The sequence below is a fragment of the Musicola paradisiaca NCPPB 2511 genome (assembly GCF_000400505.1).
Classification (GTDB): domain Bacteria; phylum Pseudomonadota; class Gammaproteobacteria; order Enterobacterales; family Enterobacteriaceae; genus Musicola; species Musicola paradisiaca.
The window spans coordinates 267,809-284,648 of the sequence record NZ_CM001857.1; the positions used below are offsets into that span (position 1 = coordinate 267,809).

Here is a 16,840-nt window from a genome sequence, read left to right on the forward strand (position 1 = left end):
ACCATCGCCCTTCGCGTTTTATCGGTGAGCTGCCGCCGGAGTGCGTGGAAGAAGTGCGGTTGCGCGCCAGCGTGTCCCGGCCGATCAACCATCAGCGGCTGGGAACCCCGGTGAGCCAGAACGAAAGCGGCTATCGGTTGGGGCAGCGCGTTCGGCACGATAAGTTCGGCGAAGGTACCATCGTGAATGTGGAAGGCAGCGGTGAACATTGTCGGATTCAGGTGGCGTTTGTCGGGCAGGGAATCAAGTGGTTGGTGGCCGCCTATGCCCGGCTGGAGACGGTCTGATCGCGCCTGGAATGGCGTCTGCAGGCGCTTTCGCATATGTGGCGGAGTGTGTCGTCATCATCGGTGTGGCCGTGGTCGCTGAAACCTCTTTCTTCGTGTTGACAGCCTTTTTCATCTCGGCGTAACATGCGCGCATCATAATTCCCGGAGGACCCACGCCTTGGACACACCCAGTCGATACTGGCTCAATAACCTGATGATTAGGGACCACTTCTAAGGCTATCACTCCTGGCTGATAACCTTAGCGGTTGTCAGCGATACTTCTTTGTCGCATCGAGTCAGCACCGCCGGACGGTCTGAAACCTGATGGTGACTTTTCACCCCTGTTTCTGTGTTTCAATCGCGTTTTGTCCATCTCTGTTACGTTTTGGGAGCTGGTCTATGCTGAGCGCATTTAAACTGGAAAACTGCCGTTTAACTCGCCTTGAACTGGATGAAAATGACGATCTCACCTCGTCGTTATGGGTGGATTTGGTCGAACCGGAAGCGGAAGAGCGAGAACAGGTGCAGAACCAGTTGGGGCAGAGCCTGGCTACACGGCCTGAACTGGAAGACATCGAGGCGTCGGCGCGTTTTTTTGAAGATGAGGATGGCATGCACATCCACTCGTTTTTCTTCTATGAAGACGCCGACGACCATGCCGGCAACTCTACCGTGGCGTTCACGATTCGCGATGGTCGTCTGTATACACTGCGTGAGCGCGAGCTGCCGGCGTTCCGCCTGTATCGCATGCGTACCCGAAACCAAATGCTGGTGGATGGCAATGCGTATGAGTTGTTGCTGGATCTGTTTGAAACCAAAATCGAGCAGCTTGCCGACGAGATCGAGAACATTTACAGCGATTTGGAGTCGCTGAGCCGCGTCATCATGGACGGCCGTCAGGGCGATGAATATGACGATGCGCTCTCGACGCTGGCGGAGCTGGAGGATATCGGCTGGAAAGTGCGCCTGTGTCTGATGGATACCCAGCGCGCGCTCAACTTTCTGGTACGTCGTGCGCGTTTGCCCAGTGGTCAACTGGAACAGGCGCGGGAAATCCTGCGAGATATCGAATCCCTGCTGCCGCACAACGAATCGCTGTTTCAGAAGGTGAACTTCCTGATGCAGGCGGCGATGGGCTTTATCAACATTGAGCAGAACCGCATCATCAAAATCTTCTCGGTGGTATCCGTGGTGTTCCTGCCGCCGACGCTGGTGGCGTCCAGTTACGGAATGAATTTTGAATTTATGCCGGAACTAAAATGGAGCTACGGTTATCCGGGGGCGTTGGTGCTGATGTTGCTGGCCGGGCTGGCACCGTATCTCTATTTTAAACGCCGAAACTGGCTGTGATTATTCGATGACGGTATCCGGTGGACATCGGATACCGTTGCTCCGGTTGTTTTTCCGCGTTGCATCTTCCTTCCTGTTAGTGCGTGCTCTGTGTTGGTTGTTTTTTCATCAGCCGGGAATTCCGCACACTTCTAGCTGCTATCACAAATAGTTAGGTTTACAATAATTGCCCTCTCTTTCGGGTTGTGACAGGTACGGTTCATGGAAAGACTTTCTGCTTCCATTCAATGGGCGATTCTGCTGTCGGTTTCGCTGGTTCTGGGGTTTGGATTGCAGATCTACCATGTCCCGGCGGCCTTATTGCTGGGGCCGATGTTGGTCGGCACCACCATGGGGCTTAACGGCGCCACGATCCGCATTCCCAAACGTCTGTTCTATGCCAGCAACTCCGTGCTGGGCGCTCTGGTCGCGCAAAGTCTTTCCTTGTCGATTCTGAGTCCATTGGTCAGCGCATGGCCGCTGGTGGTTTTCGTTTTGCTGGCGACGCTGGTGGCAAGCGGCTTGTCCGGTTGGCTGCTGATGCGCTATAGCGAGTTGCCGGGTACCACCGGCACCTGGGGCGCATCACCCGGCGGCGCATCCGCCATGGTGGCGATGGCGGCGGATTTCGGTGCCGATGTGCGGCTGGTCGCATTTATGCAGTATCTGCGGGTGCTGATGGTGACTGCGGCGGCGGCATTCGTCGCCAGCGCCGGCATCGGGAGCAATGCGGCGGCGCACAACGGCATGCTGGAGTGGTTTCCGTCGTTGAGCTGGCATTTCCCCGCCACGCTGTTGGTCGCATTCAGTTCCGCCTGGCTGGCGCGCCGGTTACGCATTCCTTCCGGGCAATTGTTGGGGCCGATGCTTGTCGGCGCCATGCTGCACTCTACCGGAACGTTGACGCTGCAAACGCCGGAATGGCTGCTGGCGTTGGCTTATGCCTTTATTGGCTGGAGCATCGGGCTGGCGTTTACTCGTTCGGTGTTCCTGCTGGCGTTACGCACGTTGCCGAAAATGATGGTTTCTATCGTGACCCTGATGCTGTTGTGCGGCGGGATGGCGCTGATGCTGGCTCACCTGTTGCAAGTCGATATGCTGACGGCTTATCTGGCGACCAGCCCGGGCGGGCTGGATTCCATCGCTATCATTGCCGCCAGCAGCCGGGTGGATATGGCTTTTGTTATCGCCATGCAGACGCTGCGTCTGTTCTCCACCCTGATCTTCAGCCCGATTCTGTCACGCTATATTTCGCGTCACGCGGTTGTCGGCGCGGCGTAACCGGCGCTGGGTATACAGGGCATCGGCGATGAAAATGATCAGCGCCAGCCAGGTGAAGCCAAAGGTAATCAACCGGTCGACACTAATGGTTTCGCCATAGACCACGACGGCCAGCAGGAACGTCAGTGTCGGGCCCAGATACTGAAAGAACCCCAGCGTGGAGAGGCGAAGGCGCATGGCCGCTGCGGTAAACAACAGCAGCGGAACAGTCGTGACGACGCCGGCCATCATCAGCAGCAGCGTGAGCGAGGGGGGATTCTGCATGACGTGGCTAGTGGGTGAATCAGCGAACAGCAGCAGATAAATCATGGCGGCGGGCAGCAACCACAGGGTCTCGACCAGCATGCCGGTCTGGCCGTCGATGCCGATTTTTTTACGCAGCAGGCCGTAAAATCCGAAACTGAACGCCAAAGACAGGGCTATCACCGGTAGCGAACCGAAGGTCCACAGCTGTACCAACACGCCGAAGGCCGCCAGCAGCATCGCCAGCCATTGCATCGGGCGAAAACGTTCGCCGAGAAACAGCATGCCCAATAGAACGTTAATCAGCGGGTTGATGAAATAACCCAGGCTGGCCTCCAGAATATGGTTGTTGTTTACCGCCCAGATATAAATCAGCCAGTTGCATGCTACCAGCAGGGCCGTTACCGCCAGCAGTAACAGCTGACGCGGGTGACGCAGCGCCTGACGCACCACTCCCCATTTACGACTCAGGCTGAGTAGCAGCAGCATGAAGAAGAACGACCAAATGATACGATGGCTGAGAATTTCATTCGGTGGAATGGCGGATAGCAGCTTGAAGTACACCGGAGCGATGCCCCAGATGATGTAGGCGCCGAGGGCGTAGCCGACCCCCTGGCGATGTTGTTGCACATTCATGGATTAGCTCGGGAAAACACGGACAGGGAAGGAGTCTACTCTAAAGCGAGGCGTTCTGTCCTGCCGGCATGCCCTTAGCCCACGATGTAAGTGGCGACTGCGCTGGCGATATGTTGGTGACGCTCGTTATGGAGCTCGGCTCGAGCGACGGCGATTTTGTTGCCGCCGCGCATCAGATGGCTGGTCAGCGTAAACAGGTCGCCGTAACCAGGGCGCAGATAGTCGACCCGCAGGTCGATAGTGCCCATGCGGGACAGCCGTCGGCGCAATTCCTGTTCGGTCAGTTGGGGATGACGCAGCAATGCATGGCCGACGCACACCAGCCCGGCGGCGACGTCCAACCCGGCAGCAATGACGCCGCCGTGCAGAATATGTTGCAACACATTGCCTTCCAGCCGGGGCTGATGACGAAACCTCAAGGTGGCGGAATCCGGTGTGAATGTGATCAGTTCCAGCCCCAATTCCTGATTGAACGGCATTTGGTGGACGAACAGCTCGCTGACGTATTGATGTACGCTATCCGGTGTCAATATCATGTTTTCCATAGGTTTTTCCATCAGTCGCGGTAGGTTGCAAAGGTTAATTTTTGTGATTCACTTGGTTAATTAATTGTTATTTTAGAGGTGGTTCGGCTTTCCTGCCATTGTGGCCCACTCCATGACAGGAAAACGGAGGAACGGTCGACGAACCGTGTACAATAGCGGTTATTATTTTATCCGGTGATGCATTGCCATGATTAGTCAGGAGAACAGGATTCATGCGTAAAACAGGGGTGATGGCCGTGGCGTTGCTGATGACGGCGCAGGTACAGGCTCAGGACGCCACAACGCGAAAAACGGATACCGGCGAAGCGGCGCAAGGCAGCATCATCAGGGGGTTACTGCAGAAGTATGATACGCCGTTCATTCTGTACCCTTATGAGAGCAACTATTTGCTCTACACCTATACCAGCAATATCAATAAACAGGCGATCCAGAGTTACTCCTGGTCGGATCATGCCCGTAAGGACGAAGTGAATTTCCAGATCAGCCTGGGGTTCCCGCTGTGGCGCGGGATTGCCGGTGACAATTCCCTGTTGGGCGCGTCATATACACAACGTTCCTGGTGGCAAATGTCCAACAAGAGCGAATCGACGCCGTTTCGCGAAACCAACTATGAACCACAGCTATTTCTTGGCTGGGCGACGGAATACCGTTTCGCCGGCTGGACGTTGCAGGATGTGGAGCTGGGCTTCAATCATCAGTCCAACGGCCGCGCTGATCCGACCTCCCGTAGCTGGAACCGTATCTATGCCAGGCTGATGGCGCGCAACGGGCCATGGCTGGTGGAGGTCAAACCCTGGGTTCGCCTGCACGACAGCGAAGACGATAATCCGGACATTACCCGCTATATGGGGCACTACCGGATGCGTATCGGCTACCAGTGGGGCGACAGCATCTTCAGTGCCGAGGGCCGCTATAACTGGAATACCGGTTATGGCAGCGGCGAGCTGGGCTGGAGCTACCCCATGACCGACCATGTTCGCTTTTATACCAAAGTGTTCAGCGGGTATGGCGAGTCGCTGATCGACTATAACCATCGTCAGACACGCTACGGCATTGGTATCACGCTGAACGATTTGTTTTGATTGATGCTGGCGGGCGGGAGCGAAATCCGGGCCCGAACATTGAAGTTTTATCCATCGGCGCTGAAAATAGCGCCTGTTTATCTTTTGTGAAAGCGGTGAGTGCGTGTCTACGGCAGACGTGTTGAATCGGGAAGCGTTAGCGGCGCAAATATTGCGTGAAACCTTCGGTTATCAGCAATTTAGGCCGGGGCAACAGGCGATTATCCATGCCGCCGTCAGCGGACGGGACTGCCTGGTGATTATGCCTACCGGCGGCGGTAAATCGCTGTGTTATCAGATCCCCGCCCTGGTATTGGATGGGCTTACGTTGGTGGTGTCGCCGCTGATTTCCCTGATGAAAGACCAGGTGGATCAGCTACAAGCCTACGGCGTTTCGGCCGCTTGTCTTAATTCCACTCAGACCAGAGAACAGCAGATGGCGGTGATCGCCGGTTGCCGCAGCGGGCAGATTCGCCTGCTGTATATCGCACCGGAGCGCCTGACCAACGAGGGTTTTCTTGAGCAATTCACCGGCTGGAATCCGTCGTTGATCGCCATTGATGAAGCGCACTGTATCTCCCAGTGGGGGCATGATTTTCGTCCGGAATACCGGGAGCTCGGTTATATCAAGCAGCGTTTCCCACAGTTACCGGTGGTAGCGCTGACCGCCACTGCCGACGAAACCACCCGCAACGACATCATCCGTTTGCTGGGTTTGCGTGATCCGCTGGTTCAGATCAGCAGCTTCGACCGTCCCAATATCCGCTATACGCTGGTGGAGAAATTCAAACCGCTCGACCAGCTGTGGCTGTTCGTTCAAGGGCAGCGCGGCAAAAGCGGCATCATTTACTGCAACAGCCGGGCAAAAGTGGAAGATATCAGCGCCCGTCTGCAGAACCGTGGCCTGAGCGTAGGGGCTTATCACGCCGGGCTGGATAACGAACGGCGCGCGCAAGTACAGGAAGCATTTCTGCGTGATGACCTGCAGGTGGTGGTGGCGACCGTGGCGTTCGGCATGGGCATCAACAAACCCAATGTCCGCTTTGTGGTGCATTTCGATATTCCGCGCACTATCGAGTCTTACTATCAGGAAACCGGTCGCGCCGGAAGGGACGGGCTCGCTGCCGAAGCGGCGCTGTTTTACGACCCGGCGGATATGGCGTGGCTGCGCCGCTGTCTGGAAGAGAAACCGGCAAGCGCGCAGCTGGACATTGAGCGTCACAAACTGAACGCCATGGGCGCGTTTGCCGAAGCGCAGACCTGCCGCCGTCTGGTATTACTGAATTATTTCGGTGAAAACCGCCAGCAACCTTGCGGCAACTGCGATATCTGTCTGGATCCGCCCAAGCGTTACGATGGCCTGGTGGATGCGCAAAAAGCGCTGTCATGCGTGTACCGCGCGGGGCAACGGTTCGGCATGGGATATATCGCCGAAGTGCTGCGTGGCGCCAATAATCAGCGTATCCGGGAGTTTGGTCACGATAAATTGCCGGTTTACGGTATCGGTAAAGACAAAACGCAGGAGCAGTGGATCAGCATTTTGCGCCAGCTGATCCACCTGGGGTTGCTGACTCAGAATATCATCCAGCACTCCGCCCTGCAGTTGACGGAGTCGGCCCGGCCGGTGCTGCGTGGTGAAGTGCCGCTGCAATTGGCGGTGCCGCGTACCATCAACCTCAAGCCGCGCGCCAGCCAGAAATCCTACGGCGGGAACTACGACCGTAAGCTGTTCGCCAAGCTGCGTAAGCTGCGCAAGTCGATCGCCGACGAAGACAATATTCCGCCTTATGTCGTGTTCAGCGACGCCACGCTGCTGGAGATGGCGGAGGTGATGCCGGTGACACCGGGTGAATTGTTGAATATCAACGGGGTGGGGCAGCGTAAGCTGGAGCGTTTTGGCGTACCCTTTATGACACTGATTCGCGAACATCTCGATAACGACGAATAATGCCAGGTGGCACGCTTGACTGGCTTGCGGCGGGTGGGTGTTTGGTTGCGAATCGTTCGATTTGCTGCTGTTGAAAAGGAATGAAACCATGTTGATGCTGTTTTTGACCGTTGCGCTGGTACACCTGATTGCGTTGATGAGTCCAGGGCCGGATTTCTTTTTTGTTTCCCAAACTGCGATTAGCCGCTCCCGCGGCGAAGCCTTGATGGGGGTGCTGGGCATCACGCTGGGCGTGGTGGTGTGGGCGGCGATTGCGTTGATGGGCCTGCATTTGTTGCTGGAACAGATGACCTGGCTGCACCGTATCGTGACTGTTGGCGGCGGCCTGTACCTGTGCTGGATGGGATGGCAGATGCTGAGCTCCGCTCGTCGTCATAACCCGCATCAGGATGACGAACCGGAGGTTGCCTTGCCGCAGCAGGGGAAAGCCTTTATACGCGGGCTGATAACCAACCTTTCCAATCCTAAAGCGCTGATTTATTTCGGTAGCGTGTTCTCTTTGTTCGTCGGGGATGAGGTGGGCGCCGGCGCTCGCTGGGGGCTGTTCGCGCTGATTTCGTTGGAAACCTTGCTGTGGTTTTCGCTGGTGGCGGTTGTTTTTGCACTGCCGGTGATGCGGCGGGGCTATCGCCGGTTGGCGAAGTGGGTGGACGGCGTGGCTGGCGTACTGTTCGCCGGATTTGGCATACACCTGATTATTTCACGCTAACGGTTTGCAACCGCCAGCGTGGCGCTTTATCTGGATTAAACAGAACAACGCCGGGGTATGCATCCTCGGCGTTGTTCCGTGTGTCGGCGGTTAAGCGCAGGCTTCACCCGAACCGATGTCCCGTTGACCGGCGGCCGACCAAATCAGGCGGCGGCCTAGGCTTTGCGAGCAGTGGCCAGCAGCGCGCCGACCAGCATAAACAGCGAACCGAAGGTGCGGTTGAGTTGTTTCATTTGCCGCGGGCCCTTCAGCCACGACGAAATGCGCCGGGCCAGCGTGGCATAACCCACCATCACGATGACGTCCACCGCGATGGTGGTGACGCCCAGTATCAGATACTGCGCCGCCTGCGGCTGGTGCGGGATGATGAACTGCGGAAACAGCGCCGCCAGAAACACGATGCTTTTCGGGTTGGTGAGATTCACCAGAATGGCACGCCGGAACAGCCGCCGGCGGGGCATGCTGCTGGCGAGGGCCTGCAAGTCCAGCGAACCGGCGCTGCGCCATTGCTGGATGCCGAGCCAGATCAGGTAGGCCGCGCCGACCCATTTCAGAATGTCGAATGCCAGCAACGACTGCGACAGCAATGCGCCGAGTCCAACGCCCACCAGCACGATATGTATACCGAGGCCGACCTGCAATCCGGCAATGGACGCCATCGCGCCGCGATAGCCGTGGCTGATGCTGGTGCTCATGGTATTGATGGCCCCTGAGCCGGGTGAAAGGCTGAGGATCAGCGTGGTGATAAGGTAGGTTAGCCACCAGTCTTGGGTCATGCGGATGCTCCCTGATTAAGGTTTTTTATGCCACAATACGCCAATGCCGATCTTTGTGCCATAGCTCACAAAAACACACCGAAACCGTCATGCCGGGCTATGCATGGACGTCTGCGGATACCGCCTGAGACAGGGAGAACGTAATGAGTTCGTATCTGGAGTGTCTGCTGACCAGAGAGGCGCAGTTCGCTGCCTTCGTGACCGGGCCTTTGCTGGATTTTTGGCGGCGGCGTGAAGAGGGCGAATTTGCCGGAGTTGACGGCGTTCCTATTCGGTTTGTGCGGTTCTGCGCCCCATGGCATCAGCGTCTGGTGGTGATTTTTTCTGGCCGAACCGACAGCTATGTGAAATACGCGGAAGTGGCGTATGACCTATTCCAGTGCGGCTATGACGTGATGATGATGGATCACCGCGGGCAAGGCCGCTCCGGCCGGTTGCTGAAAGACTCCCATCGCGGCCATGTCCGGCGGTTTGACGATTACGTGGATGATGTGGCGACTTTTATGTGCCAGCAGGTGGAGACGAAGGCGTATCAGCGTTGTTTTGCGCTGGCGCATTCGATGGGCGGCGCCATCCTGTCTTTGTTTCTGGCGCGTCAGCCGCAGGTTTTCGCCGCGGCGGCGCTGTGTTCGCCGATGTGCGGCATTCTGCTGCCGATGCCCCACTGGCTGGCATGGCGCATTCTCAATTGGGCCGAACGTCATCCGGTGATGCGTGATTATTACGCCGTCGGCACCCGTCAGTGGCGGCCGTTGCCCTACGTGCTGAATGCGCTGACCCACAGCTATGAGCGTTACCGACGTAATGTCCGGTTTTACGCTGACGATCCGGATTTGCGTATCGGTGGGCCGACCTACCATTGGGTACGGGAAGCGTTGCTGGCGGGCAAGCGTCTGTTGGCGCAGGCCGCAGATATCACCACGCCGTTGCTGTTGCTGCAGGCCGAAGAAGACAAGGTGGTGGATAACCGTAGCCAGGATGCGTTCTGCCGCGCGCTGTCCGAGGCCGGCCATCCCAGCGTGGGCGGCGTACCGCGCGTGATTCAAGGCGCCCGTCACGACATCCTGTTTGAAACGGATGCGATGCGGGCCGAAGCATTAGGTCTGATTTTGACGCATTTTAGCCAATTTCATTAATACATCACTGGACGGGCCCGACCGTTCAGCACCAGCGGAGGTTGAATCTCACATATGTACCCGATAGTTGCATCCGATCTGGATGGCACGCTGCTCTCTCCCGATCACACTCTGTCGCCCTTTGCCAAAGAAACCCTGCGGTTGATGACGGAACGCGGGATCCATTTTGTGTTCGCCACCGGCCGCCATCACATGGATGTTGCACAAATCCGCGATAATTTGGCGATCACCGCCTTCATGATCACCTCCAACGGCGCCCGGGTGCATAACACCGAAGGCGAGCTGGTGTTCAGCCATAATCTTGATCGCGATATCGCGCAGGATCTGTACGCCATGGTGTATCACCACCCGGATATCCTGACCCACGTCTATCGCGACGACGAATGGTTCCTGTGCCGTTCTCGGCCGGAAGAGGAGCGATTTTTTACCGAATCGGTGTTTCGCTACACGCTGTTCGATCCGGATACGCTGGGGACGGATGGCGTCGGCAAGGTGTTCTTTACCTGCGAAGATCACGACAAGCTGCTGCTGCTGGAAGAAGCGCTGAATGCGCGTTGGGGCGACCGGGTGAATGTCAGTTTTTCAACCCTGAGCTGTCTGGAAGTGATGGCCGGCGGTGTGTCCAAAGGGCACGCGCTGGAACAGGTGGCGAAGATACTGGGCCACACCATCAAAGATTGCATCGCTTTCGGCGACGGCATGAACGACTACGAAATGCTATCTATGGCGGGCAAGGGTTGCGTCATGGGCAATGCCCACCAGCGGTTGAAGGACGTTCTGCCGGGAAATGATGTGATTGGCACCAATATCGACGATGCCGTGCCGCGCTATCTGCGTAAACTCTATCTGGCGTAACGTTATCCCTTCGGGGCGTGTCGTCGCGTTGCCGATGCATGAAAAAAGGGGAGGCGCCTGAAAAGGGCCTCCCCTGGTTGTTATCCCTTGTTGGGGACATGGCGTTACATCGCCGTCATCACGCGGTGCGTTCCGCCAACGCTTCCTTGTGTTTCTTCTCGTTGATCATGGTCAGGAACAGCAGGACCACCGCCATCGCGCTGCCGGCGATCATGACCATAAAGCCGCCGTTCCAGCCGAAGAAGTCGACGGTGTAGCCCACGATGGCGCTGGCCGCCACCGAGCCGCCCAGATAGCCAAACAACCCGGTGAAACCCGCTGCCGTACCGGCTGCTTTCTTGGGGGCGAGCTCCAGCGCGTGCAGACCAATCAGCATAACCGGGCCGTAGATCAGGAAGCCGATGACAATCATACAGGCCATATCTACTGTGGGGTTGCCCGCCGGGTTCAGCCAATAAATGACGGTGGCGATAGTCACCAGCGTCATGAAGAATACGCCGGTGGCGCCGCGGTTGCCCTTGAACACTTTGTCGGACATCCAGCCGCACAGTAATGTGCCTGGAATACCGGCGTATTCGTACAGGAAGTAAGCCCAGGACGATTTATCCAGTGCGAAATGCTTCACTTCTCTCAGGTAAGTCGGCGACCAATCCAGAATGCCGTAGCGCAGCAGGTACACGAACACGTTGGCGACGGCGATATACCACAGCAATTTGTTCGGGAAGATGTACTGCATGAAGATTTCTTTAGCGGTCAGCTCCTGCTCGTCTTTCTCGGTGTAATCCGCCGGGTAATCGTTTTTGTACTCTTCGATCGGCGGCAAGCCACAGGACTGCGGGGTATCGCGCATCAAGGCGAAGGCGAACAGCGCAACCAGAATCGCGCCGAATGCAGGCATATAGAGCGCGGCTTTCCAATCGTTGAACCAGGCCATCCCCAACAGGAACAGCAGCGGAGGAATACCGCCGCCGACGTTATGGGCGCAGTTCCAGATGGAGACGATACCGCCGCGTTCTTTCTGCGACCACCAGTGCACCATGGTGCGTCCGCACGGCGGCCACCCCATCCCCTGGAACCAACCACAGACAAACAGTAGCGCGAACATGATCATGATGCTGGAGGTTGCCCACGGCACAAAGCCCATCAGCAACATAACGACCGCAGCCAGGATCAGGCCAGCTGGCAGAAAGATGCGCGGATTCGAACGGTCGGACACCGCGCCCATTATGAATTTGGAGAATCCGTAGGCGATAGATATTCCGGACAGTGCGAAGCCCAGATCGCCACGGGAAAAACCCTGTTCAATCAGGTAGGGCATGGCCAGCGCGAAGTTCTTTCTGACCAGGTAATACGCCGCGTAACCAAAGAAGATCCCCAGGAAAATTTGCCAGCGCAGGCGACGATAGAGCGGATCGACCTGGTGCTCGGCGACACGCGGACGGTGCGTCGCTGGCTTGAAAATACTCAACATAAACAGCTCCCGATGTAGGTATTGGATTGATTTTTTCTATAACGCGCACAAGAGTATCGAGTTGGTACGCGGATCGGTGTGAGTCATCGCGCAATTGTTACACTTTTATGACTCGTGGCCGTATTTTGTGTGTTATTTAACACAAATGAAATATGTATATGTCGCTTTATTGTGATTAATGTCTCAAATTGGTGCGCTTGCTGGCTTTTTTCTTTCGTTTTTTGCTCGTATTTGCTCTTTATCAATCATTTTTATGAGTGTTTATGTCCAAATAGGTACTGGATAGATCCAGACTGAGGTACGGCAGACATGGCAAATACTGATTTGCGGCGAGAAACGGATGTGATCATCATCGGTGGCGGCGCCACCGGTGCAGGCACGGCACGTGACTGTGCGCTGCGTGGCCTGCGCTGTCTGTTGCTGGAGCGACATGACATTGCGACCGGCGCCACCGGGCGCAACCACGGGTTATTGCACAGCGGCGCCCGTTATGCGGTGACGGATGCGGAATCCGCACGGGAATGCATCGAAGAAAACCAGATTCTACGGCGTATCGCCCGCCACTGTATTGAACCTACCGACGGCCTGTTCCTGACGCTGCCGGAAGACGATCTTCACTACCAGTCCACCTTTATCGATGCCTGCCGTCAGGCGGGGATCAATGCTCAGGCTATCGATCCGCAAGAAGCGCTGTTGCTGGAGCCCGCCGCCAACCCGACCATGATCGGCGCGGTTCGGGTACCGGACGGCACGGTGGATCCGTTCCGCCTGACCGCCGCCAACATGATCGATGCCTGCGAACATGGCGCGGAAGTGTTGACCTACCATGAAGTTACCGGGCTGATTCGTCAGGGCGATCGGGTAATTGGCGTGCGCGTTTTCGACCATAAGCGTGGTCTTGCCGGCGAGATTTATGCGCAGGTCGTCGTCAACGCCGCCGGTATCTGGGGGCAGCGCATTGCCGAATATGCCGACCTGCGTGTGCGGATGTTTCCGGCCAAAGGTGCGTTGCTGATTCTTGGCCATCGTATCAATAACCGGGTGATTAACCGCTGTCGCAAGCCGGCGGACGCCGATATTCTGGTGCCGGGCGATACCATCTCGCTGATTGGTACGACATCGACCCGCATTGATTACGACCAAATCGACAACATGACGGTGACGCCGCAGGAAGTGGCGACCCTGATCCGAGAAGGCAGCATGTTGGCGCCGCAGCTGGCCCATACCCGTATTCTGCGTGCTTACGCCGGCGTGCGTCCGTTGGTGGCGAGCGACAGCGATCCCTCCGGTCGTAGCGTCAGCCGCGGTATCGTCTTGCTGGATCACGCCGAGCGCGACGGGCTGGAGGGCTTTGTCACCATCACCGGCGGCAAGCTGATGACCTATCGATTGATGGCGGAGTGGGTCACGGACAAGGTGTGCGAAAAACTGGGACATGCGGTGGCCGGCACTACCGCATCGCGGCCATTGCCGGGATCGGAAACTCGTGCGGCAGATGCGCCGGCGATCGCATCCGATCTGCCCGCGCCGCTACGCGGTTCCATTCTTTACCGACATGGGCAACGTGCGATTCCATTGATTGCCGGGCCGCTGGCGGATAGCAGCCTGGTGTGCGAGTGCGAAGCGGTCACGGCCGGCGAAGTGCGTTATGCGGTCGATTCGTTGCAGGTCAACAACCTGACTGACTTGCGTCGCCGCACCCGCGTTGGGATGGGCACCTGTCAGGGTGAGCTGTGCGCTTGCCGCGCCGCCGGTCTGCTGTACCGTCTGGGGCAATCCACGCCGCAGCAATCCGTGGGGCAGCTAAGCCGTTTTCTTAATGAACGCTGGAAAGGCATGCGGCCGGTTGCCTGGGGGCATACCCTGCGGGAAAGCGAATTCACCAGTTGGATCTATCAAGGGCTGTGCGGTTTAACCGGCAGCGACATCCCGGCCGTGCAGAAAGAGGAAAACGACCATGCGTTATGACGTGATCATCATCGGCGGTGGTCTGGCGGGATTGACCTGCGGCATTCGTTTGCAGGAGCAGGGGAAACGATGCGCGCTGGTTAGCGTAGGCCAGAGCGCGCTGCATTTCGCGTCCGGCGCGCTGGATTTGCTGGCGGCATTGCCCGACGGCACACCGGTTGGGGAACCGCTGGCGGCACTGGCGCCATTAACGGTTCAGGCGCCGAACCATCCTTATTCGTTGCTGGGCGCTGAGCAGATCGCGCTATTGGCGCCACAAGCACAGGTTTTGCTGGAACGTTGCGGGCTGGCGCTGCGTGGCGACAGCGAACGCAATCACCAGCGGCTGACGTTGTTGGGCAAATGGCAACCCTGCTGGCTTAGCCCGATGGATGGCGTGATGCGCGGGCTGCCGGGAACATCGGCATGGCAACGCCCGTTGGTGGCCGGTATCGAGGGTTTTCTGGATTTTCAGGCGCCATTACTGTCCGGTGCTCTGTGCGCGCAAGGGATTGATGCGCAATGTGAAGATCTCCGCTTGCCGATGCTCGACAAACTGCGCCAGAACCCCAGTGAGTTCCGTTCGCTGTCTATTGCCCGGGTGCTGGAGACCCATGCCGGCATCGAGTTGCTGGCGGAGGAGTTGAGCCGTCTGATCAGCGATCGCGATAGCGTTATTCTGCCTGCTTGTCTGGGGATGCAACCGTCATCGGTAGCGCGGTTGAATTCTGCGCTGGGCAAACCGGTAGGATTGCTGGCGACGTTGCCGCCCTCGTTGCCGGGCATGCGTTTGCATCAGGCGTTGCTCAGCCGTTTTCGCGCCGTCGGCGGCACAGTCATGGCGGGCGACCGTGTGACGGGGGCGTCGTTCCAGGCGCAAGGCATTGAGGTGGCCACCCGGGCTCACGGCGATATCCCGCTGCGGGCGACGAAGGTGGTGTTGGCCAGCGGCAGTTTCTTCAGTAATGGACTGGTTGCCGAACAACAGCGCGTCGTCGAACCGGTATTCGGCCTGGACGTGGATTTTGCGCCGGAACACGAAAACTGGAGCATGGCGGACGTGTTCGCCGCTCAGCCTTATTTGCAATTCGGTGTGAAAGTGGATGAGCACCTGCATCCCATGATTCAGGGAGAAACGCAGCCTCATTTGTATGCCATCGGTTCCGTTTTGCGCGGTTATGACCCGCTTCGACAGGGATGTGGCGGCGGTGTATCCATGCTGACGGCGTTGAGCGTCGCCAATGATGTGCTGAGGGAGAATCCGTGATGAGCCAGACCGACAACAGTTTCGAACAATGCATCAAGTGCACCGTTTGCACCACCGCCTGCCCGGTGGCGCGGGTCAACCCGGATTATCCGGGGCCGAAGCAGGCCGGGCCGGACGGCGAGCGTCTGCGCCGCAAGGATCCGTCATTGTTCGATGAGGCGTTGAAGTTCTGCACCAATTGCAAACGCTGCGAGGTGGCCTGCCCGTCGGATGTGAAGATCGGCGATATCATCCAGCGCGCCAAGGCGAACCATAGCCGGCATAAACCGGGGCTGCGCGATGCCATTCTCAGTCATACCAATCTGATGGGGTCGCTTTCGACGCCGTTCGCGCCGTTGGTGAATGCCGCCACCGGCATGAAGCCGATGCGGATGCTATTGGATAAAGTGCTGAAAATCGACCATCGCCGTGAACTGCCTAAATACTCCTCGGGGACGTTTCGTCAGTGGTATCGCAAGCAGGCGGCGCGTCAGCGCCAGTTCGCCGAACAGGTGGCCTATTTCCACGGGTGTTACGTCAACTACAACCATCCCCAGCTGGGGCGGGATTTGATCCGGGTGTTCAATGCCGCCGGGGTCGGGGTGCAGTTGCTGACCAAAGAGAAATGCTGCGGCGTGGCGTTGATCGCCAACCGTTTTCTGGATAAAGCGCGCAAGCAGGCACACTTCAATCTGGCCTCGCTGGACGAAGCCATCAACACCCGCGGATTGCCGGTGATCGCAACCTCATCCAGTTGCACCTTTACCTTGCGGGATGAATACCCGCATCTGCTGGGCATTGATAATCAGCAGGTACGCGACGGCATTGAATTGGCGACCCGTCATCTCTACCGGTTACTGGAGCAGGGGAAAACGCTGCCATTACGACCGCTGCCCATGAAGGTGGTTTACCACACGCCCTGCCATCTGGAGCGCATGGGGTGGACGGCCTATACGCTGGATTTGCTGCGGCGTATTCCAGGGTTGGAATTGCAGGTGCTGGATTCCCAGTGCTGCGGCATTGCGGGCACCTACGGCTTCAAGAAAGAGAATTATGACGCTGCGCAGAATATCGGCGCGCCGTTGTTTCGACAGATTGAAGAGAGCGGCGCGGATCTGGTGATTACCGACTGCGAAACCTGCAAGTGGCAGATTGAAATGTCGACCAGCAAAGTGTGCGAGCATCCTTTCAGCCTGCTGGCTAAAGCATTGCCGCCGGAGTAAGCGACACCTGCGCCGCGCTATCCGGCGCTTTTCCCTCGGGATGGCGCGGCGGTACCCCCGATTCTCTGCGGCAATGTTGCCCGACGTTTTCCCTAACTCCGCGAATAACCGGGCGGTGATAAAATTATCTCCCTGTTTATCATGGGGTTAAGTGCTAACTGATTG

The 16,840-nt window shown here is 57.5% G+C and carries 14 protein-coding genes and 1 pseudogene; 11 read left to right on the forward strand and 4 right to left on the reverse strand.

Features of this window, described 5'->3' with window-relative positions; genetic code table 11:
* The 3 genes and pseudogenes from uvrD to DPA2511_RS01250 form a co-directional block, all read left to right on the forward strand.
* A pseudogene (gene uvrD / locus DPA2511_RS23790) lies at window positions 1–287 on the forward strand (DNA helicase II); the annotation flags it as partial.
* 381 nt (window positions 288–668) lie between these two features.
* Window positions 669–1,619, forward strand: a complete 951-nt coding sequence (gene corA / locus DPA2511_RS01245; protein ID WP_012763877.1) for a magnesium/cobalt transporter CorA — start codon at window positions 669–671, stop codon at window positions 1,617–1,619.
* Window positions 1,620–1,820: 201 nt separating this feature from the next.
* Window positions 1,821–2,879 carry an AbrB family transcriptional regulator gene (locus DPA2511_RS01250; RefSeq protein ID WP_012763878.1) on the forward strand — a complete coding sequence of 353 codons (1,059 nt, stop codon included), beginning with the start codon at window positions 1,821–1,823 and terminating at the stop codon, window positions 2,877–2,879.
* On the opposite strand, the gene rarD is transcribed toward DPA2511_RS01250, so the two are convergent.
* Window positions 2,838–3,758: an EamA family transporter RarD gene (rarD, locus tag DPA2511_RS01255; protein WP_012763879.1), complete on the reverse strand. Its 921-nt coding sequence runs from the start codon at window positions 3,756–3,758 to the stop codon at window positions 2,838–2,840. The genes DPA2511_RS01250 and rarD overlap by 42 nt on opposite strands.
* Window positions 3,759–3,832: 74 nt before the next feature.
* A complete protein-coding gene (locus DPA2511_RS01260; protein ID WP_012763880.1) occupies window positions 3,833–4,303 on the reverse strand; it encodes a thioesterase family protein in 471 nt (156 codons plus the stop codon).
* 212 nt (window positions 4,304–4,515) lie between these two features.
* Between DPA2511_RS01260 and pldA the strand changes: the two genes are divergently transcribed.
* The 3 genes from pldA (at window position 4,516) to rhtC (ending at window position 8,021) form a co-directional block, all read left to right on the forward strand.
* A complete protein-coding gene (gene pldA / locus DPA2511_RS01265) occupies window positions 4,516–5,385 on the forward strand; it encodes a phospholipase A (RefSeq protein WP_012763881.1) in 870 nt (289 codons plus the stop codon).
* A gap of 103 nt (window positions 5,386–5,488) precedes the next feature.
* The gene (recQ, locus tag DPA2511_RS01270) at window positions 5,489–7,312 is read left to right on the forward strand and encodes an ATP-dependent DNA helicase RecQ (RefSeq protein WP_012763882.1); all 1,824 of its coding nucleotides are present in this window, start codon (window positions 5,489–5,491) and stop codon (window positions 7,310–7,312) included.
* A gap of 88 nt (window positions 7,313–7,400) precedes the next feature.
* Entirely contained in the window at window positions 7,401–8,021 is a 621-nt protein-coding gene (rhtC, locus tag DPA2511_RS01275) for a threonine export protein RhtC (RefSeq protein ID WP_012763883.1), read from the forward strand.
* 155 nt (window positions 8,022–8,176) lie between these two features.
* Here the strand turns inward: rhtC and rhtB are convergent, their stop codons facing one another.
* A complete protein-coding gene (gene rhtB / locus DPA2511_RS01280) occupies window positions 8,177–8,797 on the reverse strand; it encodes a homoserine/homoserine lactone efflux protein (protein ID WP_012763884.1) in 621 nt (206 codons plus the stop codon).
* 143 nt (window positions 8,798–8,940) lie between these two features.
* On the opposite strand from rhtB, the gene pldB reads away from it, so the two are divergent.
* Together pldB and yigL are read left to right on the forward strand one after the other, a co-directional pair.
* Window positions 8,941–9,933 (forward strand): lysophospholipase L2, encoded by a 993-nt coding sequence (gene pldB, locus DPA2511_RS01285; RefSeq protein ID WP_012763885.1) that lies wholly within the window; start codon window positions 8,941–8,943, stop codon window positions 9,931–9,933.
* 54 nt (window positions 9,934–9,987) lie between these two features.
* Window positions 9,988–10,788, forward strand: coding sequence for a sugar/pyridoxal phosphate phosphatase YigL (gene yigL, locus DPA2511_RS01290; RefSeq protein ID WP_012763886.1), 801 nt, complete (start codon window positions 9,988–9,990; stop codon window positions 10,786–10,788).
* Window positions 10,789–10,906: 118 nt separating this feature from the next.
* On the opposite strand, the gene glpT is transcribed toward yigL, so the two are convergent.
* Window positions 10,907–12,259 (reverse strand): glycerol-3-phosphate transporter, encoded by a 1,353-nt coding sequence (gene glpT, locus DPA2511_RS01295; protein ID WP_012763887.1) that lies wholly within the window; start codon window positions 12,257–12,259, stop codon window positions 10,907–10,909.
* Between the two features lie 309 nt (window positions 12,260–12,568).
* Here glpT and glpA point away from each other — a divergent pair, with 309 nt between their 5' ends.
* Genes glpA through glpC form a run of 3 tightly spaced genes read left to right on the forward strand, consistent with a single transcriptional unit; the run spans window position 12,569 to window position 16,675 of the window.
* The gene (gene glpA / locus DPA2511_RS01300; RefSeq protein ID WP_012763888.1) at window positions 12,569–14,227 is read left to right on the forward strand and encodes an anaerobic glycerol-3-phosphate dehydrogenase subunit A; all 1,659 of its coding nucleotides are present in this window, start codon (window positions 12,569–12,571) and stop codon (window positions 14,225–14,227) included.
* Window positions 14,217–15,473: a glycerol-3-phosphate dehydrogenase subunit GlpB gene (gene glpB / locus DPA2511_RS01305; RefSeq protein ID WP_012763889.1), complete on the forward strand. Its 1,257-nt coding sequence runs from the start codon at window positions 14,217–14,219 to the stop codon at window positions 15,471–15,473. The genes glpA and glpB overlap by 11 nt, the downstream gene beginning before the upstream one ends.
* The gene (gene glpC / locus DPA2511_RS01310; RefSeq protein ID WP_012763890.1) at window positions 15,473–16,675 is read left to right on the forward strand and encodes an anaerobic glycerol-3-phosphate dehydrogenase subunit GlpC; all 1,203 of its coding nucleotides are present in this window, start codon (window positions 15,473–15,475) and stop codon (window positions 16,673–16,675) included. Before glpB ends, glpC begins: the two co-directional genes overlap by 1 nt.
* Window positions 16,676–16,840: the final 165 nt, after the last annotated feature.